This window comes from Micromonospora sp. NPDC050276 (genome assembly GCF_044459545.1).
In the GTDB taxonomy this organism is placed as follows: domain Bacteria; phylum Actinomycetota; class Actinomycetes; order Mycobacteriales; family Micromonosporaceae; genus Micromonospora.
Genome location: NZ_JBITJA010000001.1, coordinates 378,124 through 402,750, shown reverse-complemented (window position 1 = coordinate 402,750; position 24,627 = coordinate 378,124). Strand labels below are relative to the sequence as shown.

Sequence of the window (24,627 nt, the reverse complement as noted above, 5' to 3'; positions counted from 1 at the left end):
AGGGGCCGGACCGCCCGGGGTCGCCGGCATAGCCTGGCCCGGTGAGCGGTTGCGTGTTCTGCGGGATCGTGGCGGGCGAGGTGCCGGCGTTCCGGGTGGCGGACACCCCGGACGGGGTGGCGTTCCTGGACACCCGGCCGGTGTTCAAGGGGCACGTGCTGGTGGTGCCCCGGGTGCACCTGGTGACCCTGGTCGAGCTGCCGGCCGACCTGCTGCCCGGCTACTTCGCCATGGTCCAGCGGCTGGCGGTGGCGGTGGAGACCGCTCTCGGTGCTGGTGGGACGTTCGTGGCCATGAACAACAAGGTGTCCCAATCGGTGCCCCACCTGCACACCCATGTGGTCCCGCGCACCAAGGGCGATGGGTTGCGCGGTTTTTTCTGGCCGCGCACCCGGTACGACGACGACACCGAGGCCCAGACGTACGCAGACCGGGTCGCCGCAGCACTCCCCCGTGGGCCTGAGTCACGGCGGCGCGGGTAAGGAAGCAGGACCCTCCGGTGTTACACGCTGCGAGCGGTACGAGAGGAGATCCCCACCGTGTTTTTGCGCCGTATGAACGCCGAGATGGTCACGCCCGACCAGGCCCTGCCGGGCCGCCCGATCGCCATGCCGGTCGCCGACCGCCACGAGGTGCTGGGCACCCCGTTGAAGGGCCCGTTCCCCGAGGGCCTTCAGGTCGCGGTCTTCGGCATGGGCTGTTTCTGGGGTGCCGAGCGACTGTTCTGGACGCTGCCCGGCGTCTACACCACCTCCGCCGGCTACGCGGGTGGCATCACCAAGAACCCGACGTACGAGGAGACGTGCTCCGGCCGGACCGGGCACGCCGAGGTCGTTCAGGTGGTGTACGACCCCAGCAAGATCAACTATGAGGACCTGCTGAAGGTCTTCTGGGAGAATCACGACCCGACCCAGGGCATGCGCCAGGGCAACGACGTGGGCACCCAGTACCGCTCGGCGATCTACACCACCACCGACGAGCAGCGGACCATCGCGGAGTCGTCCCGGGACGCGTTCCAGCCGATCGTGACGCGGGCCGGCAAGGGTCAGATCACCACCGAGATCGCACCGCTCGGCAGCTACTACTTCGCCGAGGACTACCACCAGCAGTACCTGGCCCCGACCAAGAACCCGAACGGGTACTGCAACCACGGCCCGAACGGGCTGAGCTGCCCGGTCGGCGTGGCCCGCGTCGGCGGCTGACCACCGGCCGCCTGAACCCACGTGATGCCCGGCCGCCGAGAAGGTGGCCGGGCATTCCCGTTTGGCCTGTGATCGAAATCCGTTGCCGAGCCCGACGAGAACTCGATAGCGTGGCCGTACACGTGAAAGGAGGTGGTCCAGACTTGTATAGCAATCGGACTCGTGAGGTGGCTGTCAGCTAGCCGCTGTCCTCGACAGTGATCGGCTCGCCGCGAGGCGGGCAAAAGCACCATCGTCGAGACCGTGTGGCAGCGGTGCGGCGAATCCACGACAGCCACCCGACCCCCGGGGTGCCGGCCAAGTCCAGCCGGCCCGCGCACATGCGCGGAGTGCCCCGGGGGTCGCTCCATATCCGCGGGAGTGGCGATGTCCATGCGCGAGCTGGTGGTGCTGGGAACGGCCAGCCAGGCGCCGACCCGCCAGCGCAACCACAACGGGTACGTGTTGCGCTGGGACGACGAGGTGATCCTCTTCGACCCGGGTGAGGGCAGCCAGCGTCAGCTCCTGCACACCACGGTCACGGCCACCGATCTGACCCGGATCTGCGTCACCCACTTCCACGGCGACCACTGCCTCGGCCTGCCCGGCACCATCCAACGGCTCTCCCTGGACCGGGTGGCGCACCCGGTCGCCGTGCACTTCCCCGCCGGCGGCGCCGAGTACTTCACCCGACTGCGCCACGCCACCTCCTTCTACGAGACCGCCGAACTGCGGGTCGAGCCCATCGAGGCCGACGGGCAGCGGATCGCCCTGCGCTGCGGCACGCTGGAAGCACGACGGCTCCGGCACCCCATCGAGACGTACGGCTACCGGCTGGTCGAGCCGGACGGCCACCGGATGCTGCCGGAGAAGCTGGCCGCGTACGGCATCGCCGGGCCGGCCGTCGGCGAGCTGATCCGCGGCGGGCACCTGGACCTCGACGGACGCCGCGTCACCCGGGCCGAGGTGAGCGTGCCCCGGCCCGGGCAGCGGTTCGCGTTCGTGATGGACACCGGTCTCTGCGACGGGGTGTACGCCCTCGCGGAGCACGCCGACCTGCTGGTCATCGAGTCGACGTTCCTGGAGTCGGAGGCCGCGCTCGCCGCCGAGGTCGGCCACCTGACCGCGGCGCAGGCCGCCCGGGTGGCGACCGAGTCCGGGGTACGCCGACTCGTGCTCACCCACTTCTCCCAGCGCTACCCCGACCCGCGCGGGTTCCACGACGAGGCGCGAGCCCATTTCGACGGTGAACTGATCATCGCCGAGGATCTGACCACGGTGCAGCTCCCACCGCGCCGGGTAACCTCGGCCGGGTGACCATCACGCTCCGCCCCGCGACTGACGGCGACCTGATGGCGGTGGGCGCCCTGCACCAGCGCTCCCGGGTCGCCGCCTACTCCGCCTTCCTGCCGGCCGAGGCGCTGGCCGACCCGACACCGGAGGCGATGGGGCGCTACTGGGTCGAGCGGTGGCAGTGGGAGCGGGACACCCACCGGATGACCGTGGCCGAACGGGCCGGGGCGGTGGTCGGGTTCAGCCACCTCGGCCCGGACGACGAGGCCGACCCCGCCACCGGGCTGCTCAACGCGATCCACCTCGACCCGGCCGAGCAGGGCCGCGGCGTCGGCCGCGCCCTGATGGTGGACGCGTTGGACGCCATGCGGGCGCAGGGCTGGAACCGTGCCGTGCTCTGGGTGCTGCGGGACAACACCCACGCCCGCTCCTTCTACGAGCGCGGCGGATGGACCCCGACCGGAGCGGAACGCGAGGAACACATCGGTACGGCCCGCACGCCCCAGCTCCGCTACACCCGCCCGCTCTGAGCACTCCACGCCCGCGCGCGCCCTTTGCTCTGCATACCAATAGGCACCAGCGGTGGTGATGGCGGCGGGTGGTTCGCGGCGGCGTGGTGGCCGGGAGGTGGGTGGTGGTGCGTATGGGTAAGCAGAGCAAAGGACGCGACAGAGTGGCACGGGTCCCCCCGGCCGGCGGGGACCCGGGCGACACGGCACGGTGCCCCGCCCGCAGGCGGGGCACCGGGACCGGACTCAGTGGGCGCCGAGGTGGGACAGGAGGTCCTGGCGGGTGAGGACGCCCTTGGGCTTGCCGTCGACCAGGACCAGTGCGGCGTCGGACTTCTCCAGCATGCCCACCGCCTCGCTCACCGGCTGGCCGCCACCGATCATCGGCAGCGGGTCGCCCATGTGCCGCTCGATCGTGTCGTGCAGGTGGGCCTGACCCGTGAACAGCGCGTCGAGCAGGTCCCGCTCGGCGATCGAACCGGCGACCTCACCGGTCACCACCGGCGGCTCGGCCTTGAGCACCGGTAGCTGCGAGACGCCGTACTCGCGCATGTAGTCGATCGCGTCGCGGACGGTCTCGGTCGGGTGCACGTGCACCAGCTCGGGCAGCCCGCCCGGCTTGCTGGCCAGCGCGTCGGCCACCGTCGGCTCGGCACCCGAGTTGTCGAGGAAGCCGTACCGGGCCATCCACGAGTCGTTGAAAATCTTCGAGAGGTAGCCCCGGCCGCCGTCGGGCAGCAGCACCACCACCACGTCGTCCGGGTTGGCCCGGCGGGCCACCTCCAAGGCGGCGACGACGGCCATCCCGCAGGAGCCGCCGACCAGCAGCCCCTCCTCGCGGGCCAGCCGCCGGGTCATCTCGAACGACGCCTTGTCGGAGACCTCGACGATCTCGTCGGCGACACCCCGGTCGTACGTCTCCGGCCAGAAGTCCTCGCCGACGCCCTCCACCAGGTACGGGCGGCCGGTGCCGCCGGAGTAGACCGAGCCCTCCGGGTCGGCCCCGACGATCCGAACCCGCCCGTCGGAGGCCTCCTTGAGGTAGCGGCCGATGCCGGAGATGGTGCCGCCGGTGCCGACGCCGGCCACGAAGTGGGTGAGCCCGCCCTCGGTCTGCTTCCACAGCTCCGGGCCGGTGGTCTCGTAGTGCGAGCGCGGGTTGGCCGGGTTGCTGTACTGGTTGGGCTTCCAGGCGCCGGGGATCTCCCGGGTCAGCCGGTCCGAGACGTTGTAGTACGAGCGCGGATCCTCCGGCGCGACGGCGGTCGGGCAGACCACCACCTCGGCGCCGTACGCCCGGAGCACGTCCTGCTTGTCCTGGCTGACCTTGTCGGGGCAGACGAAGACACACCGGTAGCCCTTGAGCTGGGCCACCAGGGCCAGCCCGACGCCGGTGTTGCCGCTGGTCGGCTCGACGATGGTGCCGCCGGGCTTGAGCAGGCCGGCGGCCTCGGCGTCCTCCACCATCCGCAGCGCGATCCGGTCCTTCACCGAGCCGCCCGGGTTGACGTACTCCACCTTGGCGAGCACGGTGGCCTGGATGCCCTTGGTGACGTTACGCAGACGCACCAGCGGGGTGTTTCCGATCATGTCGACGACGTTGTCGTAGTACTGCACGGTGTGCCCTTCGTTGCGGCGCCGGCGCTGGCGACCGGGAAGACGATTCCTCGCCGCCCAGCGTACGTGCCGTCAGGGCACCAGCCCCCCGGGGATGACCGAGCTACGGCGGGCCTCCCACTCCAGGAAGCGATCGGTCTCGGCGAGCACGCTGCCGGCCAACCACGTGATCATGACCGCATCGTCGGCCAGCCCGAAGATCGCCAGCGGGATCTCCGGGAGCAGGTCGATCGGCGAGACGATGTACGCCGTCGCCGCGGTCATCAGGGCCAGCCGCAGGCCGCCGTCGTACTCCCCCTTGACGGTTGCCCGGATCATCCGGGGCAACGCCGCCAACCGCGTGCCCATCGACGGCCCGGTGCGTGCCCCGGCCGCCAGGGCCCGCGCCAGGGCCGTGAACGCCGCGCTGCGCTTCAGTGTCTTACCCATCGTCGCGCTCCTCTCCGCCGGATCAGCGTGGCGGGTCGGCGCAAGTCGGCCGGCCGCACCCGCACAGGTACCCCGTCGCGTCGGTTTCCAGGCACCTGGCTGCCGTCACGACGACAGCGGTGTGTCGGGGCAGCGCGATAATGTCGCGGTATGGGGGTGGCTAATTCCGTCGTACCCGGTGGTGAGCGCTGGCGACAGGCCCGGCGCTTCGCCCGGCTGGCAGCCATCGGCACCGGCGCCACCGCGGCGGCCGCGGTGGCGACCGGCGGGGTGCTGCTCGGCCAGGCCCGTCAGGCGCGACGCACCATCCCGATGGCCGAGGCGCCGCCGCCGCGCTGTGACGGGATGTACGGCGCGAAGTTCCCCGGTCCCGCGCTCACCATGGTCGTGCTCGGTGACTCGTCGGCGGCCGGCTACGGGGTGCACCGCCGCCGGGAGACGCCCGGGGCGCTGCTCGCCACCGGCCTGTCCCGCCGACTACACCGACCCGTGCAACTGCACCGCTTCGCGGTGGTCGGAGCCATCTCGGCGGCGCTGCGCCACCAGGTGGAGGCGGCGCTGGAGTCCCGGCCCGACATCGCGGTGATCCTCATCGGCGGCAACGACATCACCAACCGCACGCCGCGTGGGTTGGCGGTGCGCTACCTGGTCGAGGCGGTGCACACACTGCGCGACGCGGGCTGTGAGGTGGTCGTCGGCACCTGCCCCGACCTGGGCGCGATTCGCCCGATCCAGCCACCGCTGCGCTGGCTGGCGCACCGCTGGAGCCGCCAACTCGCCGCAGCCCAGACGGTGGCGGTGGTCGAGGCGGGCGGCTGGACGGTCTCCCTCGGTGATCTGCTCGGCCCCCGGTTCGCGGCCGAGCCGACCCGGATGTTCGCCTGGGACCGGTTCCACCCCTCCGCCGAGGGGTACGCGATGGCCGCCGCCGCGCTCCTGCCGACGATGCTCTCCGCCCTCGGCGCGGCCCCCGAACGACGGGCCACACCGACGCGCCGCGACGGCGTACGGTCGCTGCCGGAGGCCGCGCAGGAGGCGGCTCGACACGCCGGCACGGAGGTCAGCGGCGTCCAGGTCCGGGGCCGCGACCGAGGGCCGGCCGGCCGGTGGGCGCAGCTGCGCCGCCGGGCGTTCTTCGGTGTCGGGGCGGTGCCGCAGCACGGCTCCGCCTCGGACACCTCGACAGTGGAGGGACTGGCATGAACGAGCGCAGCGCGCGGGGCGTGACCCCCGGCCTCGCTGGCCGACTGGGCCGGGCGGCGGCGTTCTCGCTGCTCGCCGGCACCGTCGGCGGCGCCGCAGTCCTCGCCGGTGAGGCGTTCGTCGCCCGGCACCGCCGCTACGCCCAACCGGAGCTGGGCCTGGCCCTGCGCGCCACGATCGGCCGGGCGGGCGCCCCTCCGCTGCGACTGGTGTTGCTGGGCGACTCGTCGGCGCTGGGCGTCGGTGTCGACCGGCTGGAGGACACCATCGGCGGGCAGTTGGCCAACCTCCTGGCCGAGGGCCCGACCGGCCGCCGCGTGCACCTGTCCAGCGTCGGCGTCTCCGGGTCCCGTTCGACGGACCTCGCCACCCAGGTCGCCCGCGCCCTGCTCGGTGAACGACCCGACGTGGCGCTGATCCTGATCGGCGCGAACGACGCCACCGGGCTGCGTCGGCCCTCCGACGCGGCGGCCTATCTCGGCGCGGCGGTGCACCGGCTGCGCGAGGCGCGCGTCGAGGTGGTGGTGGGCACCTGCCCCGATCTCGGCGCGATGCGTGCCATCGCGCCTCCGCTGCGCCAGGTGGTCGGCTGGTCCGGGCGCCGGATGGCCCGCGCGCAGACCACGGCCGTGCTGGAGGCGGGTGGCTCGGTGGTCGACCTGGCCACCGAGACCGGGCCGGTGTTCCGGGCCGACGCGGGGACGCTCTGCCCGGACGGCTTCCACCCCTCCGCCGACGGCTACCGGGTCTGGGCGCACGCGCTGCTGCCGGCCATCGTCGCGGCGGCGGCGGCCACCACCCGGCGCTAGATCGTTCCCGGTGCGGGGTGACATTTCCCGCCGGGCCGGCTTCTTCCGCGCCATGTTACTGGCGGGTTAACGTTGGTCCATGCCGATTGAGTCGTCCCGCGACGCTGTCATCGTCGCTACCGCCCGCTCCCCCATCGGCCGGGCGCACAAGGGGTCCCTGCGCGATGTCCGCTCCGACGATCTCGCCGCGACCATCGTCCAGGCCGCGCTGGACAAGATCCCCGCACTCGATCCGACCACGATCGACGACCTCTACCTCGGGTGCGGCCTGCCCGGCGGCGAGCAGGGCTTCAACATGGCCCGGGTGGTGTCCACGCTCCTCGGTCTGGACACGGTGCCCGGCGCCACGCTGACCCGCTACTGCGCCTCGTCGTTGCAGACCACCCGGATGGCGATGCACGCGATCCGGGCCGGTGAGGGCGACGTGTTCGTCTCCGCCGGTGTGGAGATGGTGTCCCGCTACGCCCGGGGCAGCTCCGACGGGCTGCCTCCCGAGGCGCAGGCCCTGGTCGGCGGCGGCTGGGAGAACCCGCGCTTCGGGTCGGCCGGCGAGCGCTCGAAGCGCCGCGCGCAGGGCGGGGCCGAGGTGTGGACCGACCCGCGCGAGGCCGGTGAACTGCCCGACATCTACCTGACCATGGGGCAGACCGCGGAAAACCTGGCCCAGGTGTACGACGTCACCCGTGCCGACATGGACGAGTTCGGCGTACGCAGCCAGAACCTCGCCGAGAAGGCCATCGCCGACGGCTTCTGGGCCCGGGAGATCACGCCGGTCACCACGCCGGACGGCACCGTGGTGAGCACCGACGACGGGCCCCGGGCCGGCGTCACCCTCGACGCGGTCGCCGGCCTGAAGCCGGTCTTCCGCCCGGACGGTCGGATCACCGCGGGCAACTGCTGCCCCCTCAACGACGGCGCGGCCGCCGTGGTCGTGATGAGCGCCCAGCGGGCCGAGGAGCTCGGGCTCACCCCGCTGGCCCGGATCGTCTCGACCGGGGTGACCGCCCTGTCGCCGGAGATCATGGGTCTCGGGCCGGTCGAGGCGTCCCGGCAGGCGCTGCGCCGCGCCGGCATGACCATCGACGACGTCGACCTCGTCGAAATCAACGAGGCGTTCGCCGCGCAGGTCATCCCCTCCTACCGCCAGTTGGGCATCCCGGAGGAGAGGCTGAACGTGATGGGTGGCGCCATCGCGGTCGGCCACCCGTTCGGTATGACCGGCGCGCGGATCACCGGCACCCTGCTCAACGCGCTGGAGTGGCACGACAAGACCATCGGTCTGGAGACCATGTGCGTGGGCGGTGGCCAGGGCATGGCCATGGTGCTCGAACGGCTGAGCTGACCCGACCTGCCTCAGAGCGCGCTGCGGGTCGCCGTCACCTCGGCGGCGACCCGGGCCAGCGCCTCGGGCCCCGGGTCGGCGGCCAACAGGTCCGCCGTCACCACCCGCAGCTGGTCGGGCAGGGCCAGGTCGTTGTCGAGCCGGGGCACCACCCGCCGCGGCTCCCCCTCGGCGTCGGCCGCCAGGTTGGCGATCTCCTGCACCAGGCGGTGCACCAGGTCGGCGCGGGACACGTTGCCGGTGGTCGCGACGGCCGCCCAGCGCGGCTGCTGCCAGTGCACGATCTGACGGACCAGCAACTGCACGGTCTTGTCCAACTCCGCTGCGCTCATCGCCGCCGAGTCTACGGCCGACACCGACCACAGCCGACCGGCACCACAGCCGAGATCGACTCGTCCTCCTGAAAATCGGGGCGTCACCGCGCCCCGGACACCCCGACTTTCACGAAATCGAGTCGATCACGCGGGTCAGCGGCCGACCACCGGCCGGCAGGCGCCGCACGGGCGGGTCAGCGGCGTAGGTAACTGAGCAGCCGCAACAGCTGCCAGTAGAGGAAGACCAACCCGGTGAGCAGGCCGAACGCGCTCAGCCACGCGTACCGACGGGGGCGACCGTCGCGCACCGAACGCTCGACGAGGTCGAAGTCGAGAATGAAGCTGAACGCCCCGGCGATGATGGCCACCACCGAGAAGGCGTACGGCAACCAGCCAACCTCCCCGCTGACGCTGTAGACCTCCAGGCCCGGCCGCCCGGAGATCAGGTACGACACCAGGTTGACCACGCTGAGTACGGCGATGCCGAGCAGGGTGCCGATCACCAGGCGAGCCAGCCGGGGCGTCGCCCGGATCACCCGGGCCCGGTAGAGGGCGGCCATGCCGAGGAAGACGCCGAAGGTGCCGGCCACCGCCTGCACCACGATGCCCGGATACACCTGCTCGAAGGTACGGCTCGCCACCCCCAGCAGCAGGCCCTGGAGGACGGCGTACCCGACGATCGGCACCGGGTTGGTGATCCCCCGCAACGAGATGACCAGGACCAGCGCGATCGAGGCGAGCGCGCTGCCGGCCAGCGCGGCACCCAGCCACACGGCGTCGGGGATCACCGTCCAGGACACCGCCGCGGTCGCGCCGGTCACGAGCAGCAGCCCGACGGTGCGGACCACCACGTCGTCGACGGTCATCGGCTCGACGTCACGGGCGCCGAGCACCCGGGCCTCCACCCGGCCGGTCTCGTCCAGCCGGTTGAGCACCGGGTTGTTGCTGCGCACCGCCGCCTCCTTCGCCCGCGTACCCCCCGAAGTCACTCTGCCCCGGGCGGACCGGCGGCGGCGGGTAAACGGCGCGGACGACGGCGCCCGCCCCCACCAGAGTGGGGACGGGCGCCGGTCGGCAGTGCGGACGAGGTCAGTCGTCGCCCTGGAAGTAGCTCAGCAGGCGCAGGATCTCGATGTAGAGCCAGACCAGGCTGACCAGGATGCCGAACGCGGCCACCCAGGAGTAGCGCTGCGGCAGGCCCATCCGGACGCCGTCCTCGATCTCCTTGAAGCTGAGCACGAAGCTCAGCGAGGCGACCACGATGCAGACCAGGCTGAAGCCGATGGCCAGCGGGCTGCCGTCACGCAGACCGGTGTTGACGCCGAACAGCGCCAACACCAGGTTGATCATCATGACGGCGAAGAGGCCGACCATCACCGCGATCATGCCCTTGACGAAGGCCGGGGTGGCCCGGATGACCTTCGCCTTGTAGAGCATCGCCATCAGGAAGAAGATGCCGAAGCTGGCAACCGCGGCCTGAAGCACGATGCCGTCGTAGCGCGTCTCGAACGCCTTGCTGACCATGCCGACGAAGACACCCTCGACGACCGCGTACGCGATCACGAGCGCCGGGTTGGCCATCCGGGAGAACGAAATGATCAAGCCCAGGACCAGGCCGACCACCGCCGCGCCGATCCAGGCCGTCCCGACCAGCGCGTCGGGCACGAGCACCCAGGCGGCCGCGGCGGTGATGCCGAGGATGCCGAGCAGGGCGACCGTCTTGACGACGACGTCGTCAACCGTCATCGGTGCCACGGTCGGCGGCGCGGCCGGGTAGCCGGCCTGGGACGGGTACTGCTGGGGAATGCCGGGCTGTCCGTACGGCCCGGCCGGGGCGTACCCGGCGGAGCGCTCCCGCTCGGCCGCTTGGCCGAGCCGGGCGAGCACCGGGTTCGAGGTCTTCACTGTCTGGCCTCCCTCAGGGGGTCGTGTGCACGTGAACGTGCCCTCCAAGAGTAAACGGCGCAGCCAAGTCCTGGTGATCACGAATGAGAATGTGTCAACCGACCGGTGCCCGGGGCGGGGGTCGAACCCGCACGCCTTTCGGCAGCCGCTTTTAAGGCGGCCGTGTCTGCCTTTCCACCACCCGGGCGGGTGGCACCGGCGCGCCGACACGCCTGGTGCAGTGTCACCGTAGCCGGTTCGCGGCGACCCGGCGTACCCCGTCGGCCTGGCCACATTAGGGTCGATGCCGTGAGCAGCGCAGCCCCCACGGCCCCCGACGCCGCCCCTGAGCAGGCAGTCCGCCTCGCCGATCAGGTCGACCGCCGACCCCGGGCCACCCGGTTGCTGGCCGCCGTCCACCGACGCCGGGTCGACCTGCTGAGCGCTCTGATCTTCGTGGTGCTGGCCGGCTGGCTCACCCACGGGCTGTGGCCCGACCCGGGCGGCCGGACCCTGGCGCTCAACCCGGAGGACCAGACCCTCTACGAATGGTTCCTGGCCGTGGACGCCCGCGCGCTGCTCGGCGACTTCGACCTGCTCACCGACCGGCTCAACGCCCCCGACGGGGTCAACCTCATGGCCAACACCACGGTGATCGCGCTCGGCGTCGTCTTCGCGCCGGTCACCCTGCTGCTGGGTGCACCGGTCACCTTCGCGCTGTTGGCTGCCGCCAACCTGGCCGGCACCGCCCTCGCCTGGTACCTGCTGTTCCACCGGACGCTGCGCGCCCGCTGGGTGGCCGCGGCACTCGGCGGCGGACTGTGCGGATTCGGCCCCGGCATGGTCTCGCAGACCAACAGCCACCTGCACATGACCGCCCAGTGGCTGGTGCCAGTGATCGTCTGGCTGGTGGTCCGGCTGCTGCGGGCGGCCGACCCGGGGCCCGGGACGCCGGACGAGACCGGCCGACCCACCGGGCCGGACCGCCGGCGGCTGTTCACCTCCGCGGCGGGGCTGGCCGCCGCGGTCACCGCGCAGGTCTTCATCGGCGAGGAGGTGCTCTTCCTCGCCGCGATCACGCTGCTGGTGATGGCGATCAGCTACGCCGTGTCGGACCGGGACCTGGCCCGCAGAGCGCTCCCCGGCTTCGCCGGCGGGGTGGCGATCGCCGCCGGACTCGCGCTGCTGGTGCTCGGCTATCCGCTGTGGTTCCAGTTCGCCGGGCCGCAGGGAGTCGCCGACGGGATGTTCGCCCCGGCCTACTTCTCCGCCGACCTGAGTAGTTGGTGGACGGTTTCCCCGCTGTCGGTGGCCGGCAGCGACCAGTCCGCCCGGCTGACCACCGGCCCGGCCGAGTACAACACCTTCCTCGGCTGGCCGCTGTTGCTGGTCGCCGTGGCCAGCGCGATCTGGGTCGGGCGGCGCCGGCTGGTCTTCGCCTGCGTCGTGGCGGGCCTGGTGATGGGTGCGCTCTCACTCGGCCCGGAGGTGGTGCTCGGCGGCACCCGCACCGCGCTTCCCGGCCCGTACGCCCTGATCGGCGGCCTACCGGTGGTGGACGGGGCGCTGCCGATGCGGTTCGCGCTGGCGTTGCTGCCGATCGTCGCGACGCTGCTGGTACTCGCGGTCGACCGGGCACTGGGTAGCTCCGGTCGAGCGCGGCGGCTGGTGCCACTGGCCGTCGGCGTGGCGCTGCTGCCGATCTTCCCGACCCCCCTGCCGACCACCGGACGACCCGCCGTGCCGGAGTTCATCACCGGCGGCCACTGGCGACAGTGCGTACGCCCCGGCGGGGTGCTGGTCCCGGTGCCGCTACCCACCCCGAAGGAGCCCTGGCCGATGCGCTGGGCGACCGCAGCCGACGCCGGTTTCGGGCTGCCGGAGGGGTTCTTCATCGGCCCGTACGGCCGGGGCGGCACCGCGGCGATGGGCACCTTCAAGCAGCCGACCTCCGCGCTGCTGGCGGACGTTGCCCGGCGCGGCGACCAACCGGCCATCGGCGACGAGCAGCGCCGCCAGGCCGCCCGGGACGCCGACTTCTGGGGCGCGTCCTGCGTGGCGCTCACCGACGACGCCCCCCACGCGCAGAGCCTCCGAGCCACCCTGGACCAGCTCTACGGCCCCGCCACCCGGATCGCCGACGCCTGGACCTGGCGCGTCTAAGCCCGCGTCGGAGCACCCAAAACCCCGTCGATCTTGCACTTTCTGCGGGGACAAAGCGTGGCAAAAGCCGCGTTACGGCGTCCGAAAGTGCAAGATCGGCGGGGCTGGTGAGGGCTCAGACGCGGGGGGCGCCGACGGGCTGGGATGCCTCGACGAACTCCTCGCGCGGGTCGTGCAGCTGACCCAGGGCGACCACCTCACGCTTGAGGAAGAACGCCAACGACCAGTCCACCACCACCCGAACCTTGCGGTTGAACGACGGGATCCGGCTCATGTGGTACGTCCGGTGCATCACCCAGGCCGGCCAACCGGTCATCTTGATCCCGTAGACCTGGGCCACGCCCTTGTGCAGGCCGAGGCTCGCGACGCTGCCCACGTGCTTGTGCTTGTAGTTCACCGGCTCGCGACCCCGGATCACGGCCGCGATGTTGTCGGCCATCCGGGCGGCCTGGCGCACCGCGTGCTGCGCGCTCGGCGAGCAGAAGTTGCCCGGCTCCTTGGTCAGGTCCGGCACGGCGGCGCAGTCGCCGGCGCTCCAGGCACCCTCGACCACCTGGTCGCCGTCGACCACCTGAAGAGTGGGCAGGCAGGTGATCCGTCGGCGGTCGTCACGCGGGAAGTCGGTCGCGTCCAGCATCGGCGACGGCTTCACACCGGCCGTCCAAACGATCGTGTCGGACCGGAAGCTGTCCCCGTCGGAGAGCTTGACCACGCCGTCGACGCAGGACTCGAGCCGGGTGTCCAGCCGGATGTCCATGTTCCGCTTCAGCAACTGCTGCACGGTGTAGGCACCCATGTCCCGGTCGACCTCGGGCAGCACCCGCTGAGTGGCCTCGACCAGCACCCAGCGAACCTCGTCCTGCTTGAGCTCCGGGTAGTAGCGCAGCGCGTCGCGAGCCATGTCCTCCATCTCGGCGAGCGCCTCGATGCCGGCGTACCCACCGCCGACGAAGGTGAAGGTCAGCGCCGAACGGCGGACGTCCGGATCCGGCGTGGCGGCCGCCACGTCGAGCCGATCCAGCACGTGGTTGCGCAGGTAGATCGCCTCACCGATGGTCTTGAACCCGATGCCCTGCTCGTGCAGGCCGGGAATCGGCAGGGTGCGGGACACCGAACCCGGGGCCACGATCACGTGGTCGTAGGTGATCTCCCGGGCCGGGCCGCTGATCGGCTGCACGGTGGCCACCTTGCGGTCGTGCTCGATCCGCGTGACCGTACCGGCCACCATCTTGCACCGGCGCAACTCCCGTCGCAGCGGCACCACGGAGTGCCGCGGGGAGATGTTGCCCGCTGCCGCCTCAGGCAGGAACGGCTGATAGGTCATGTGGGGTTGGGGGTCCACCACCATGACCTCAGCCTCACGGGAGCTGAGCTTCTTCGACAGGCGCAGCGCGGCATACAGACCGACGTGCCCGGCACCAACCACAAGGATCCGCTTCGGATTCACGTCGTCTATCTTTCCCCGGCCGGCTCAGGTAATCCCGCTCGCGCCCCCCATCTGTGACGGAGCACAACCCATGTGACCTGCGTAACCCTCGTGTCGCAGTGGTCACCGGCGGCGCAGCAGCCAGCCCAGCAACGCCGCCGTGGCCACGGCCACCAGGAGCCCGAGCACGGTGACCCACTGGTGCCCGACTTCCCCACCCGTCCCCGCCGCTTGCAACAACAGCACGCCCAGTACGGCCGCCCCCAGCAGCACCGCGGCCGACCGCACCAACCAACGGGTGATCAACTCGGGGTCCACCACCGCGTCATAGGGCAGCAGCGCGGCCAGCGCGCAGAGGGTGTGGCCCAGATAGAGCAGGGCCGCGATGGCGAGCAGCCGCCAAAGGGCGACCGGGCGACCGTACCCGTCGGTGGCGAGCAACCAGCCGCCGACCGTGACCAACGCCGTGAAGGTCGCCCAGATCCGACGCGGCCCGAACGCGGGCAACAGGGCGGCCACCGCCAGGAAGAGGATCGTCCGGCCGGAGAGCACCTCGGCGGGGAACGCCAGGACGAACCCGGCAAACACGATGACGAAGACCGCGGCCCGAACCAGCAGCGGGGCCACGCTGACCCGAGCGACGGCGTACTGCACCGCCCGAACCCGCTCCACGACGGCGTTCACCGCGCCCGCCCTTCGTTCGCGACTGCGGGGCTCGCAAGCTCACTCCTCGCGCTCACCGCGCCCGCCCTTCGTTCGCGACTGCGGGGCTCGCAAGCTCACTCCTCGCGCTCACCGGCCACCCACCCTTGGCGCCGTCGCCAACCGGGCCACGTCCCGCAGCACCTGGTCCAGACTGCCGGCGCCGGCCCAACGCACCACGGGCACGCCGTGCTCCCGGAGCTGCCCGATCATGATGTCGCGATCCAACCGCCACAGCCGGTACGCCACCTCGGCCCACCCCCGGTCCTTCGGCGACGCGAGATCGGTCGGCAACGTGTCGACAGCCACCACGAACCGCCCGCCGCGGGCCAGCCGGGCGAGCATCTGCGCCGACCGTTCGTCCAGCAACGGGGTGAGCACCACCACCAAGGCGTCCGAGGAGAGCAACTGCGGGCCGAAGACCTGGTCGTACGGCTCGTGCGCGGACGCGTGCACCCGGACGTCGAGCAGCCACTCCAGGACGGTCAGGTACTGCCGCCGCCCGGCGGCCGGCCGGAGCCGGCGGGCTGCCGGCCCGTACTCCAGCAGGGAGACCCGGTCGCCACGGTGCAGGTAGTGCTCGGCGATCGCCGCGGTGGCCCGGACGGTGGTGTCCAGCACCGAGGCGGCACCGCCCACCCCACCGGAGCGGCCCGCCTCGGCGAGCACGTCGAGCAGCACCACCACCTCGGCGTCCCGGTCGGAGAGGGTGGCGGCCACGTGCAGCTGCCGGGCCCGCAACGAGACCCGCCAGTCGATCCGGCGCAGCCGGTCCCCGGGGGCGAAGACGCGTACGCCGGCCAACTCGCCGCCCTCCCCGGGCCGCCGGCTGTGGTGCGCCCCGACCAGACCAGCCGCGCGCGGCATCGCCTCCACCGCCTCGAACGGCTCGGTACGCGGGTACACCCGCACCAGGACCGGCTCGGTGATCACCGCCCGGGAAACCAGCAGGCCACCCGCCGTGGCGACCCGGGCACCGGCCGGGCCGACCGGATGCCGACCCCAGCGCAGGGCGTTGCCCGCCATCTCCAGGTCCACGGCGGCACCGATCGGCACCGAGGTCACGAACGGCCGGTCCGCGACGGAACGCCGCCCACCGTTGGCCGGAGCCGTCGCACCGGTCTCCACAGTGGTGCCCGGCGGCACGTCGACGGCCTCGTCACGGGTGAAACCGGCCCGTTCGATCCGCAGCCACGGCGACACCCGGGAACGCATCACCACCAGGTCGTAGTCGACGGTGTCCGGGTTGCCGACGCTCACCGCCGCCGTGACGTCACCGCCCTCGACCAGCGGCCCGCCGTCACCCTGGCTGATCCACACCTGGGGCAGCGCCGTGGGCCGTTTACGCAGCGCGTACGCGGTGCCCAACGCGAACGGGGCGGCGAGCACGATCAGGTCGACCCGACCCAGCAGCACACCTGCCACCAGCAGCAGGCCGGCGAGCAGCACCGCGCGGCCGAGCGCCGGGGTGGGCGCCCAGCCGGCAGCCGGTTCCGCTTCGGTGACCGTCGGCACTGTCGGTCCGGTCATCAGTGCCGGGGCCCGCCGGCGGCGTAGCTGGGCAGCGCGCCACTGGCCGGGGCGGGAGTCGCCTCCAGCACCTCGCCCACCACGAACGCCGGATCGACCCGACGCAGCCACATCTCCGGGCGCAGCGTGATCCGGTGGGCCAGGGCGGGCGCCGCCACCGCCTTCACGTCCTCCGGCACCACGTAGTCGCGTCCACCGAACACCGCGCGAACCCGGGCCAGCAGCAGCAGCGCCAGCGAACCGCGAGGTGAGGCACCAACCAGCACCGACGGGTGCTCCCGGGTGGCCGCGGTGAGCGACACGATGTAGCGGCCGATGGAGTCCTCCACCACCACGTCCTCCAGGGCGGCCTGCATGGCCCGCAGCGTCGCCGCGTCGACCACCGCCTTGATGTCCGCCTCCTCCCGGCGACGGCTCATCCGACGGCGCAGCACCTCCCACTCCTCTTCGTGCTGCGGGTAACCGAAGGAGACCCGTAGCAGGAAACGGTCCAGCTGTGCCTCGGGCAGCGGGTAGGTGCCCTCGTACTCGATGGGGTTGGCGGTGGCCAGCACGTGGAACGGCTCGTCCAGCTTGTAGGTCACCCCCTCAACCGACACCTGCTTCTCCTGCATCGCCTCCAGCAGCGCGGACTGGGTCTTCGGTGGCGTCCGGTTGATCTCGTCGGCGAGGAGCAGGTTGGTGAAGACCGGGCCGGCCCGGAAGGTGAAGTCGCCGTTGCGCTGGTCGTACAGGAACGAGCCGGTGACGTCGGCGGGCAGCAGGTCCGGGGTGAACTGCAACCGCCGGAAGTCCAACCCGAGGGCCTGGGCGAACGAGCGGGCGGTGAGCGTCTTGCCGAGCCCGGGCAGGTCCTCCAGGAGCACGTGCCCGCCCGCGAGGATGCCGGCGAGGACCAGCTCCAACGCGTCCCGTTTGCCGACCACGACGGTGCCGACCGCGTCCAGGACCGCCCGAGCCAGGTGCCCGACCTCGGCGGGGGCAATGCTCCGGTCCACGTCGTTCATCAAATCTGCTCCAGTTCGGCGACGATCACCGCGAGGTCGCGCGGCGACGGGGTGCGGCGAGGCGGGGTCTCCAGGAAGGTCCACAGGCGTTCACCCAGCAGCGCGCGAGCGCGGGCCGGATCCGATTCACGGGTGACGCCGTGTTTCAGGCGCATCCGCTCGTCGGCCAGCTCACCGATTCGGGGCAGGACCGTCCCGGTGAACCGTTCGGGGCTGGTCGAGGACCAGTCCAGGGGCCACTCCCACCGGTTGATCGCGCTGCGTAGCGCGTCCCGGGCGGCCCAGTTGTAGCTGCCGTCCTCTTCGCCCGTGCCGACCCGGGCACCGCCGGGCGGTGGGGGTGGCGGCGCGAGCAGGGCGGTGACCCGGCGCACCGCCAGCACGGCGAGCACCCCAGCGATCAGCACGGGCAGCGATACCTTCAGACCCACCGCCCGGAGGCCGACGAGCAGGACCGCGACCAGCGCGGCGGCCCAGGCGAGCGAGCGCAGCACCGGACCCGACCGGGAGGGGCGCGCCTGCGGACCAGCCGGCGCCGGCTCCTCCTCGAACGCGAGCAGATCGTCAATGCTGGTGCTGCTCATGACGTCACCACCGCCGTCAGCTCTCCGCGCAGTCGGCTGAGCGCGGCGCGGGCCTGGTCCCGGGTGCGCTCGCCAACCGGGTGGGTGGCGTACCGGGCCTCCCGGTAGACGTGCGCGAACTCGGCCAGCACGTCGGTGCTGACGATGGCGGGCACGCCCGCCGCTGGGTCGCCCTGGAGCAGCCGGCTGACCAGGTCGGTGGGGGTGTCCCCGGCGAGCCTCGGCACACCGGCCGCGGCAGCCGTCTCCTCCAGGCGGACCCAGCAGGCGATCACCGCCACCCGGGGGTCGGTGTCCCGGTCGTCGAGCTCCACCAGGCCGGCGTCGAGGGCCGCGACCACCTCACGGGCGGTGCCCTCGGCGGTACGACGGGTCCGCTGGGCCGGTAGTGCCCGGGTGGTCCGGCGCAGCGCGCCCCGGATCAACACCCAGCAGAGGTATCCGAGCGCGGCGAGAATCGCCAGCCCGAGCAGGACCATCGCCACCGTGGCGATCCACTGCGGGATGTGCGCCTGGGTGGCCTCAGCGGCGTCGCGTGGCTCGATCGGGATGGACGGCGACGGCTCGGCCGTCGGGTACTCGGGAACCCAGGGCACGTTGTCGGCGGCCGGCGGGATCCGACTGGCCCCGATCGACGAGTGGGCGGACGCCAGCGCGGCACCGGCGAGCAGGGCGGCGACCGCGCCGACCGGCCACCAGCGGCGGAGCAGGCCGAGCACCGGGCGCAGCACACCCGGCTCGGCGGACGGTAACGGCATGGGCGGGCGTGTGCCGTTTGTCATCGCCACCACCCCACGCGTCGCCTCAGTCCACTCCGGCCAGCTGTTTGGCCTGGCCGAAGACGTCGTCCAACATCCCTGGTGTCAACCGCCCGGTGAAGGTGTTCTGCTGACTGACGTGGTAGCAGCCCAGCAAGTCCGGAGCGTCCGTGCCGGACCAGTGTGCCCCATGACCGAACGCCGGTCGCGGGCTGGGCGGGCGCTGCCCGTACACCGCGCGGAGCACCGGCCACCACGCGGCCCAGGCGAACGCGCCCAGCGCGACCACGACACGCAGGGTGGGCCGGATCAGCGTGACCTCGCGGTGCAGCCAGGGTGCGCAGGTGTCCCGTTCCGCCGGGGTCGGCTTGTTGTCCGGGGGCGCACACCGGACGGCCGCGAAGATCCGCAGGTCCCGCAGGGTGAGCCCGTCGTCGGCGGCGACACTGGTCGGCTGGTTGGCCAGCCCGGCCCGGTGCAGCGCAGCGAACAGCACGTCACCCGACCGGTCACCGGTGAAGATCCGGCCGGTGCGGTTGCCACCGTGCGCGGCCGGAGCCAATCCGAGGATGGCGATTCGTGCGTCGCCGGTGCCGAAGCCGGGCACCGGCCGACCCCAGTACTCCTGGTCGCGGAAGGCGGCCCGGCGGGTGCGGGCGACCTCCTCCCGCCACTCGACCAGCCGGGGGCAGGCGAAACAGTCGCTGACACCGGCGTCGAGGTCGGCCAGGTCGGTCGCCCGCGCTGCGCGGGCGACCACCTGTTCGGGGGTACGCGTCTCAGCCAAGCTTGGCCCGGAAGAGTTCCAGGGTGCGGGCCCAGGCGCTGGCGGCGGCGCGCTGGTCGAACGCCTCCGGCCGGTCGTCGTTGAAGAAGGCGTGCGCGGTGCCCGGGTAGTCGTAGAGGTGGCAGTCGCCGCCGGCCTCCTCGATGGCTCGACGTGCGGTCTGTACGCCCTCGTTGGCCGAGGTGCCGTCCTCTTCGGAGGAGTGGATGATTGCTGTCTTGCCGGCGTAGTCGGCCCAGTCGGGGCGCATCGACTCCCAGGGCAGCACGGGATAGAAGCCGGCGGTGGCGACGATCCGCTCGGAGATGGTGGCCGACCAGAGGGCCAGGCTGCCGCCGGCGCAGAAGCCCACCGCGCCGACCTTGCCGGTGACCTCGGAACGACTGGCGAGATAGTCGGCGGCCCCGGCGATGTCCTTGGCCGCTTCGTCCATCCGCATCGCCAGCAGCAGCCGCTGCGCCTCGTCCGGCTCACTGGTCGTCTCGCCGTGGTAGAAGTCCGGGGCGAGGGCGACGAAACCGGCCTCGGCGAACCGGTCCGCCACCGACCGGATGTGTGGGACCAGGCCCCACCATTCCTGGATGACGATGACGGCGGGGCTGGCCGTGCCGCTGGCGGGTATCGCGAGATACCCCTCGCTCGTGCCCCCGTTGCTGCGGTAGCTCACCATTTCGCCCATGCGGCCGTCCTCCTAGCGGTCAGTCATCGTTGGCTGGTCGCCCAGTGGTCCTACGTGCCGGTAGCCTGCCACGCCGCGCGGCCGTCGGGAAGACGCCGGAACAGTGGCATTCACCTCCTGTTCGCCCCGTGGTGACTCCGGGTACGCCAACGGCGGCGGGGTTCGCCCCCGCCGCCGTCGATGCCGATCTGCCGCTCCGGTCAGACCTTCTTGGTCAGGCAGAGCACATAGCCCGTCTTGCCCGGCTCGATGCTGGAGAAGATGTACCCCTCCTCGCCTTCCTTGAAGTACTGGGTGCAGGTGGTGTCGGCCTTGGCCTGGGCCTCGCTCTGGCCGTCCACCCGACCGACCACGTTGTACGCGGCGTCCGTGGAGGTGCACTCGACGACCTTGGCGCCGTCGACCTCCTCCTGCTCGGTGCCGGTGATCTCAGGCAGCTCGGCGATGCAGTCGCCGGTCTTGGCGGACGCGGTCTCGTCCTTGTTGAAGTAGTTGCCGATCGCCGAGGCGACGCCGAACTTCAGGCCGGCGATGACAACGACGGCGAGGATCGCACCGACGATGCCGAGGGCCTTCTTTGCACCGGACTTCTCCGCCTTCGGCTCGGCCGCCGGCGGCTCGGCCTGCTGCGGCGCCGCCGCTTGCGGCGTCTCGACGGCCGGCTGGGCTGGCGCGGCGTCGGGCGCGGGGGGCGGTGCGACCTGCTCTGACACGGGGGTTCCTTCCGAGGGGTTGATGAGCAGACGACACCGTAACGATCATTGATTTACGGTGTCGTCCCGCTCACCTCGTCCGTTCAGCTATTTCCCAGCTTCACCTGCATGATCCAGTTCACATCGTGGCTCAGCGCGTCGGAGTGGGGGTTGGCGTGTCACTCGGCGTCGCCGTCGGAGCTACCGAGGGCTCGCCGGTCGACGTCGGCGTGCCGGTCGGTTCCGGCGTCGGCGTGCTGGTCGCGGTCGGTTCCGACGGTGCGGACGCACCCGGGCCCCGGGGGCCGAAGGGTGCCCGGCCCACGCAGTACGGGTACGGCCGCAGCAGCGGGTTGCCGTACTCGTCGACGCGACCTTCGCAGTCCGGGTAGCCGAGCCGGATCGGGTTGCCGTTCTGGTCGAAGAGCCGGGCGTTCTCCACCAGTCGACCCTCGCTGTCGTACACGAAGACATCCTGGACGTGGTCGTACGGGCCGTTGATCGACGTCGGATCGATGCCGTAGTCGCCGTAACGCATCCGGTCCTCCGCCTGGATCAGAGCGGCGAACGCGAAGACCACCAGCACCACGCTGCCGACCTGCACCGCCGAACGCGGCCAGCGGGTCAACCGCCCGGAGCTGCGGCCGATCCAGATGGAGGCGAGCACGAAGCCGACCAACATGATCATGCCGGCGAGCAACTCACCGCCGAACCTGGGCAGCAGCCCGAAGCTGCCACCGGTGGTGATCACCGTGACCAGCATCGCCGCCAGATAGCCCCGCAGCACCCACCAGCCGGGGCGCAGCAGTTGGAGGAAGTCGCTGGCCGTCGGGTACCCCAGGGGTGGGCCGAGACGGGTGTCCCACGCCCGCAGCCGGCCGCGGACCCGAGCCAGCGCGCTCGCGACCCGCTGGTCGAGATTGCGCCCGCCACCCGGCGCGGCACCGGCCGCGGCACGCAACTCGGCGGCGTACGTCTCGGGCTCGCCCAGCCGCTCGACGAGGGTGCCCTCGGACTCGGCGGCGACCTCGGCGAGGTGGTCGGCAAGGTCCTCGGTCAGCTCATCGCGGTCGGTGGGCGGCAGGTCGGCCAGAGCGGCCCGGACCCGCGCCACGTAGTCGGTGATCTCCTGCTCCGTGACGGTCATGCCGCCATCCCCCGATCGTCGAGCAGACTGTCCATGGTGGTGGCGAACGAGCGCCAGAGCTTGCCGGAACGGGTCAGCTGGTCACGCCCCGCGGCATTGAGTGAGTAGTACTTGCGGTGCGGCCCGGATTCGCTCGGCACGACGTAGGTGGTGAGCAGGCCGGCGGCGAAGAGGCGGCGTAGCGTCCCGTAGACCGAGGCGTCGCCAACCTCCTCCAGGCCAGCCTCGCGAAGCCGGCGCAGGATGTCGTAACCGTAGCCGTCCTCCTCTCGGAGCACGGCCAGGACGGCCAGATCGAGCACGCCCTTCAGCAACTGTGTGGTGTCCACGCATTGCACACTAGTGCGTAATGCGAAGTAGCGTCAACGAAACCACTCCGACACGCCAGGCCAGGCCGGGCGGGCCGGGCCAGGCCGGGCGGGCCGGGCCAGGCCGGGCGGGCCGGGCCAGGCCGGCACGCAGGGCGCTGGGCGCGCGATGGGCGTTGATCGACTCGGTTTTCAGGAAGTCGGGGCATCCCGGCCGCCCGGACACCCCAACTTCAAGGAAGCCGAGTTGATCTAGCGCGTCAGCGTGGTCGGCTGGACGCTCCAGGCGATGCCGTCGAGGATGTCGTGCTCCGAGGCGACCACCGACGGCATCCCGGCCCGTTCCATGATCACGCGGAGCACCAGCGCACCCGCGCCGATCACGTCGGCCCGACCGGGGTGCATCACCGGGTTCGCCAACCGCTGCTCACGGGTCTGGCCCAGCAGGTCCGCGGTCACCTGGGCGACCTGCTCGTACGACACCCGGGCGTGGTGGATGCGCTCCGGGTCGTACTCCCGCAGGCCCTGAGCGAGGGCGACCACGGTGGTGACCGACCCGGCGAGACCGACCAGGGTGGCCGCCTCGCGGCCGGGCACCACGGCGAGCGCCCGGTCCACCACGGCCGCGATGTCGGCCTGCGCCGCCGCGACCTGCTCGGGCGTCGGCGGATCGCCGGGTAGGTGCCGTTCGGTCATCCGGACACAGCCGATGTCCACCGAGATCGCCGCCCGCACCCCGGCGGCTCGGTCACCGACCACGAACTCGGTGGACCCGCCGCCGATGTCGACGACCAGAAACGGCTCCTTCGCGTCGGCCGGCAGCCCGCGCACCGCGCCGGTGAACGACAGCCGGGCCTCCTCGTCGCCACTGACCACCTCGGGTGCAACCCCCAGCGTGGCCTGCACCATCTCGGTGAAGTCGGCGGCGTTGGCGGCATCGCGGGAGGCCGAGGTGGCGCACATCCGCACCCGCTGCGCACCCAGCTTCTCGATGTCGGCGGCGTACGACGCCAACGCCACCCGGGTCCGCTCGATGGCCTCCGGCGCGAGTCGGCCGGTGCGGTCCACGCCCTGCCCGAGCCGGACGATCTCCATCCGCCGGATCAGGTCGGTCAACGGCGCCTGCGGCCCGGCCGACGCCTCGGGCAGGTCGGCGACCAGCAGTCGGATCGAGTTGGTCCCGCAGTCGATGGCCGCCACACGCGTCGTCACGGCAGCAACCTTACGGCAGGACGGGCGGCCGACCGCCGGCTTGGCCCGGGGTGGGCCACGACTCGCACGGGCCGCCCGGCGCGCCCCGCAACAACGCCGCCCCGAGCGCGGTCAGGTGGTGGCGGACGGCCCCGCCCTCCCGCTCACTGGCCACCAGGCCGGCGGTCCGCAAGGCGCGGGCGTGCTCAGAGGCCGAGGAGAGACTGATCCCGACGGCCCGGGACAGCACGGTGGTGGTCAAGCCGCCGTCGGCCGCCAGTCGGCGCAGCACCAGCGCCCGGGTGGCGCCGAGCAGCCGGCCGAGGGAATCGTCGTCAGCCCAGGCCCCGGGCTCGGGCATGAGCACCGGATAGACGAGCAGGATCGGCTGCCCCTCCTCGACCAGCACGCGGGGGCGCGGCCCGGCCAACGGCGAGGGCAGCAGGATGATCCCGTGGCCGGTGCCGGGGAGATCCCCGTCCCACCACGTCCGTATCTCCAGCACCGGCTCCCGCCACCGGATCGCCGGGTGCAGACCCGCGAGGAGGCCGTCCAGGCCATCCTGCGCCAGCCGCTGGCTGGCGCACGTCACCTGCTGGCGGTGCCCGGACGTCAGCTCGGCCCAGTGCGGTTCGAGCACCACGTCGAACCAGGTCCGCACGGCCCCGCCGAACAGGTCCAGCACCTCCGGGTCGGCAGCCGCGAACCGCCGCCGAAGCGGGGTGGCGGTCGTGTCCGCGTACGCCGCGGTGACCTCGGCGCGGACCCGCCGAGCCGAGGTGGCCCGGATCGCCTCCAGACCGGCCTGCACCGACTCCAGCCCGTCGAAGGGTGTGACGAAATCCGGCAGACGCCCCCGGTCGGGCAGCAGGTGCCGCAGGATCGCGGTGGCGGCCTGGGCGGCAGCCGCGCCCTCGGCGGCAGCCGCCCGCCCGGCCAGCGTCGGCGCCATCGCCGCGACGGTGGGATCACGCAGCCACTGACCGGCCAGCAGCGCCATCCCGACCGGGTGCAGCCGGTCGGCGAACCGCACCCGGCACAGGTCGGCCGACCCGAGCTGGAGGCGAAGCAT

At 72.2% G+C, this 24,627-nt stretch carries 25 protein-coding genes, 1 tRNA gene and 1 pseudogene; 8 read left to right on the top strand and 19 right to left on the bottom strand.

What is annotated here, in order from left to right:
* Positions 1-41: 41 nt before the first annotated feature.
* The 4 genes from ACIBF8_RS01915 to ACIBF8_RS01900 all read left to right on the top strand — a co-directional run bounded on the left by ACIBF8_RS01915 (position 42) and on the right by ACIBF8_RS01900 (position 3,004).
* A complete protein-coding gene (locus ACIBF8_RS01915; RefSeq protein ID WP_396780434.1) occupies positions 42-482 on the top strand; it encodes an HIT family protein in 441 nt (146 codons plus the stop codon).
* Positions 483-539: 57 nt separating this feature from the next.
* On the top strand, positions 540-1,202 hold the full coding sequence (gene msrA, locus ACIBF8_RS01910; protein ID WP_396780433.1) for a peptide-methionine (S)-S-oxide reductase MsrA: 663 nt from the start codon (positions 540-542) through the stop codon (positions 1,200-1,202).
* A gap of 366 nt (positions 1,203-1,568) precedes the next feature.
* A complete protein-coding gene (locus tag ACIBF8_RS01905; protein ID WP_396780432.1) occupies positions 1,569-2,498 on the top strand; it encodes a ribonuclease Z in 930 nt (309 codons plus the stop codon).
* Positions 2,495-3,004: a GNAT family N-acetyltransferase gene (locus ACIBF8_RS01900; RefSeq protein ID WP_396780431.1), complete on the top strand. Its 510-nt coding sequence runs from the start codon at positions 2,495-2,497 to the stop codon at positions 3,002-3,004. Before ACIBF8_RS01905 ends, ACIBF8_RS01900 begins: the two co-directional genes overlap by 4 nt.
* Positions 3,005-3,229: 225 nt before the next feature.
* Here ACIBF8_RS01900 and ACIBF8_RS01895 read toward each other — a convergent pair whose 3' ends face one another.
* Together ACIBF8_RS01895 and ACIBF8_RS01890 are read right to left on the bottom strand one after the other, a co-directional pair.
* Positions 3,230-4,600: a cystathionine beta-synthase gene (locus tag ACIBF8_RS01895; RefSeq protein WP_396780430.1), complete on the bottom strand. Its 1,371-nt coding sequence runs from the start codon at positions 4,598-4,600 to the stop codon at positions 3,230-3,232.
* Positions 4,601-4,672: 72 nt separating this feature from the next.
* Positions 4,673-5,029: a YkvA family protein gene (locus ACIBF8_RS01890; RefSeq protein WP_396780429.1), complete on the bottom strand. Its 357-nt coding sequence runs from the start codon at positions 5,027-5,029 to the stop codon at positions 4,673-4,675.
* Positions 5,030-5,179: 150 nt separating this feature from the next.
* Between ACIBF8_RS01890 and ACIBF8_RS01885 the strand changes: the two are divergent.
* The 3 genes and pseudogenes from ACIBF8_RS01885 to ACIBF8_RS01875 all read left to right on the top strand — a co-directional run.
* A pseudogene (locus ACIBF8_RS01885) lies at positions 5,180-6,243 on the top strand (SGNH/GDSL hydrolase family protein); the annotation flags it as partial.
* Positions 6,229-7,041: an SGNH/GDSL hydrolase family protein gene (locus ACIBF8_RS01880; protein ID WP_396780702.1), complete on the top strand. Its 813-nt coding sequence runs from the start codon at positions 6,229-6,231 to the stop codon at positions 7,039-7,041. The pseudogene ACIBF8_RS01885 and the gene ACIBF8_RS01880, both read left to right, overlap by 15 nt.
* Before the next feature lie 79 nt (positions 7,042-7,120).
* A complete protein-coding gene (locus tag ACIBF8_RS01875; protein ID WP_396780428.1) occupies positions 7,121-8,383 on the top strand; it encodes an acetyl-CoA C-acetyltransferase in 1,263 nt (420 codons plus the stop codon).
* An 11-nt stretch (positions 8,384-8,394) separates the two neighbouring features.
* Here ACIBF8_RS01875 and ACIBF8_RS01870 read toward each other — a convergent pair whose 3' ends face one another.
* From ACIBF8_RS01870 to ACIBF8_RS01855, 4 genes are all read right to left on the bottom strand, one after another.
* Positions 8,395-8,715 carry a hypothetical protein gene (locus ACIBF8_RS01870; RefSeq protein ID WP_396780427.1) on the bottom strand — a complete coding sequence of 107 codons (321 nt, stop codon included), beginning with the start codon at positions 8,713-8,715 and terminating at the stop codon, positions 8,395-8,397.
* 176 nt (positions 8,716-8,891) lie between these two features.
* Positions 8,892-9,650, bottom strand: coding sequence for a Bax inhibitor-1/YccA family protein (locus ACIBF8_RS01865; protein ID WP_396780426.1), 759 nt, complete (start codon positions 9,648-9,650; stop codon positions 8,892-8,894).
* A gap of 136 nt (positions 9,651-9,786) precedes the next feature.
* A complete protein-coding gene (locus ACIBF8_RS01860) occupies positions 9,787-10,602 on the bottom strand; it encodes a Bax inhibitor-1/YccA family protein (protein WP_091394231.1) in 816 nt (271 codons plus the stop codon).
* Positions 10,603-10,708: 106 nt separating this feature from the next.
* Positions 10,709-10,789 (bottom strand) — tRNA-Leu (locus ACIBF8_RS01855).
* Between the two features lie 101 nt (positions 10,790-10,890).
* On the opposite strand from ACIBF8_RS01855, the gene ACIBF8_RS01850 reads away from it, so the two are divergent.
* Positions 10,891-12,744, top strand: coding sequence for a hypothetical protein (locus ACIBF8_RS01850; protein ID WP_396780425.1), 1,854 nt, complete (start codon positions 10,891-10,893; stop codon positions 12,742-12,744).
* Positions 12,745-12,859: 115 nt separating this feature from the next.
* Here ACIBF8_RS01850 and ACIBF8_RS01845 read toward each other — a convergent pair whose 3' ends face one another.
* The 13 genes from ACIBF8_RS01845 to ACIBF8_RS01785 form a co-directional block, all read right to left on the bottom strand.
* The gene (locus tag ACIBF8_RS01845) at positions 12,860-14,191 is read right to left on the bottom strand and encodes an NAD(P)/FAD-dependent oxidoreductase (RefSeq protein ID WP_396780424.1); all 1,332 of its coding nucleotides are present in this window, start codon (positions 14,189-14,191) and stop codon (positions 12,860-12,862) included.
* Positions 14,192-14,293: 102 nt separating this feature from the next.
* A complete protein-coding gene (locus ACIBF8_RS01840) occupies positions 14,294-14,854 on the bottom strand; it encodes a hypothetical protein (protein ID WP_396780422.1) in 561 nt (186 codons plus the stop codon).
* Positions 14,855-14,962: 108 nt separating this feature from the next.
* The gene (locus ACIBF8_RS01835; RefSeq protein WP_396780421.1) at positions 14,963-16,402 is read right to left on the bottom strand and encodes a DUF58 domain-containing protein; all 1,440 of its coding nucleotides are present in this window, start codon (positions 16,400-16,402) and stop codon (positions 14,963-14,965) included.
* Complete coding sequence (locus ACIBF8_RS01830; RefSeq protein WP_363609948.1) at positions 16,402-17,409, bottom strand: MoxR family ATPase; 1,008 nt, start codon at positions 17,407-17,409, stop codon at positions 16,402-16,404. Before ACIBF8_RS01830 ends, ACIBF8_RS01835 begins: the two co-directional genes overlap by 1 nt.
* Entirely contained in the window at positions 17,409-17,993 is a 585-nt protein-coding gene (locus tag ACIBF8_RS01825) for a hypothetical protein (protein ID WP_396780420.1), read from the bottom strand. Before ACIBF8_RS01825 ends, ACIBF8_RS01830 begins: the two co-directional genes overlap by 1 nt.
* A complete protein-coding gene (locus ACIBF8_RS01820; protein ID WP_396780419.1) occupies positions 17,990-18,775 on the bottom strand; it encodes a DUF4129 domain-containing protein in 786 nt (261 codons plus the stop codon). The genes ACIBF8_RS01825 and ACIBF8_RS01820 overlap by 4 nt, the downstream gene beginning before the upstream one ends.
* Positions 18,776-18,797: 22 nt before the next feature.
* The gene (locus ACIBF8_RS01815) at positions 18,798-19,538 is read right to left on the bottom strand and encodes a uracil-DNA glycosylase (RefSeq protein WP_396780418.1); all 741 of its coding nucleotides are present in this window, start codon (positions 19,536-19,538) and stop codon (positions 18,798-18,800) included.
* Complete coding sequence (locus ACIBF8_RS01810; RefSeq protein ID WP_396780417.1) at positions 19,531-20,217, bottom strand: dienelactone hydrolase family protein; 687 nt, start codon at positions 20,215-20,217, stop codon at positions 19,531-19,533. Before ACIBF8_RS01810 ends, ACIBF8_RS01815 begins: the two co-directional genes overlap by 8 nt.
* Positions 20,218-20,417: 200 nt before the next feature.
* Positions 20,418-20,930, bottom strand: coding sequence for a hypothetical protein (locus ACIBF8_RS01805; RefSeq protein ID WP_396780416.1), 513 nt, complete (start codon positions 20,928-20,930; stop codon positions 20,418-20,420).
* 130 nt (positions 20,931-21,060) lie between these two features.
* Entirely contained in the window at positions 21,061-22,056 is a 996-nt protein-coding gene (locus tag ACIBF8_RS01800) for an HAAS signaling domain-containing protein (protein ID WP_396780415.1), read from the bottom strand.
* The gene (locus tag ACIBF8_RS01795; protein WP_074316865.1) at positions 22,053-22,385 is read right to left on the bottom strand and encodes a PadR family transcriptional regulator; all 333 of its coding nucleotides are present in this window, start codon (positions 22,383-22,385) and stop codon (positions 22,053-22,055) included. The genes ACIBF8_RS01800 and ACIBF8_RS01795 overlap by 4 nt, the downstream gene beginning before the upstream one ends.
* Positions 22,386-22,616: 231 nt before the next feature.
* Positions 22,617-23,564 carry an exopolyphosphatase gene (locus ACIBF8_RS01790; RefSeq protein ID WP_396780701.1) on the bottom strand — a complete coding sequence of 316 codons (948 nt, stop codon included), beginning with the start codon at positions 23,562-23,564 and terminating at the stop codon, positions 22,617-22,619.
* A 22-nt stretch (positions 23,565-23,586) separates the two neighbouring features.
* A complete protein-coding gene (locus ACIBF8_RS01785) occupies positions 23,587-24,627 on the bottom strand; it encodes an ArsR/SmtB family transcription factor (RefSeq protein WP_396780414.1) in 1,041 nt (346 codons plus the stop codon).

What these genes read in the sequence shown, in the direction of transcription:
- ACIBF8_RS01820 (WP_396780419.1), bottom strand. Translation starts at nt 18,775, where the DNA reads ATGACAAACGGCACACGCCCGCCCATGCCGTTACCGTCCGCCGAGCCG.
- ACIBF8_RS01905 (WP_396780432.1), top strand. Translation starts at nt 1,569, where the DNA reads ATGTCCATGCGCGAGCTGGTGGTGCTGGGAACGGCCAGCCAGGCGCCG.
- ACIBF8_RS01785 (WP_396780414.1), bottom strand. Translation starts at nt 24,627, where the DNA reads ATGCTTCGCCTCCAGCTCGGGTCGGCCGACCTGTGCCGGGTGCGGTTC.
- ACIBF8_RS01810 (WP_396780417.1), bottom strand. Translation starts at nt 20,217, where the DNA reads ATGGGCGAAATGGTGAGCTACCGCAGCAACGGGGGCACGAGCGAGGGG.
- ACIBF8_RS01880 (WP_396780702.1), top strand. Translation starts at nt 6,229, where the DNA reads ATGAACGAGCGCAGCGCGCGGGGCGTGACCCCCGGCCTCGCTGGCCGA.
- ACIBF8_RS01825 (WP_396780420.1), bottom strand. Translation starts at nt 17,993, where the DNA reads ATGAGCAGCACCAGCATTGACGATCTGCTCGCGTTCGAGGAGGAGCCG.
- ACIBF8_RS01835 (WP_396780421.1), bottom strand. Translation starts at nt 16,402, where the DNA reads ATGACCGGACCGACAGTGCCGACGGTCACCGAAGCGGAACCGGCTGCC.
- ACIBF8_RS01800 (WP_396780415.1), bottom strand. Translation starts at nt 22,056, where the DNA reads ATGACCGTCACGGAGCAGGAGATCACCGACTACGTGGCGCGGGTCCGG.
- ACIBF8_RS01830 (WP_363609948.1), bottom strand. Translation starts at nt 17,409, where the DNA reads ATGAACGACGTGGACCGGAGCATTGCCCCCGCCGAGGTCGGGCACCTG.
- ACIBF8_RS01870 (WP_396780427.1), bottom strand. Translation starts at nt 8,715, where the DNA reads ATGAGCGCAGCGGAGTTGGACAAGACCGTGCAGTTGCTGGTCCGTCAG.
- ACIBF8_RS01875 (WP_396780428.1), top strand. Translation starts at nt 7,121, where the DNA reads ATGCCGATTGAGTCGTCCCGCGACGCTGTCATCGTCGCTACCGCCCGC.
- ACIBF8_RS01890 (WP_396780429.1), bottom strand. Translation starts at nt 5,029, where the DNA reads ATGGGTAAGACACTGAAGCGCAGCGCGGCGTTCACGGCCCTGGCGCGG.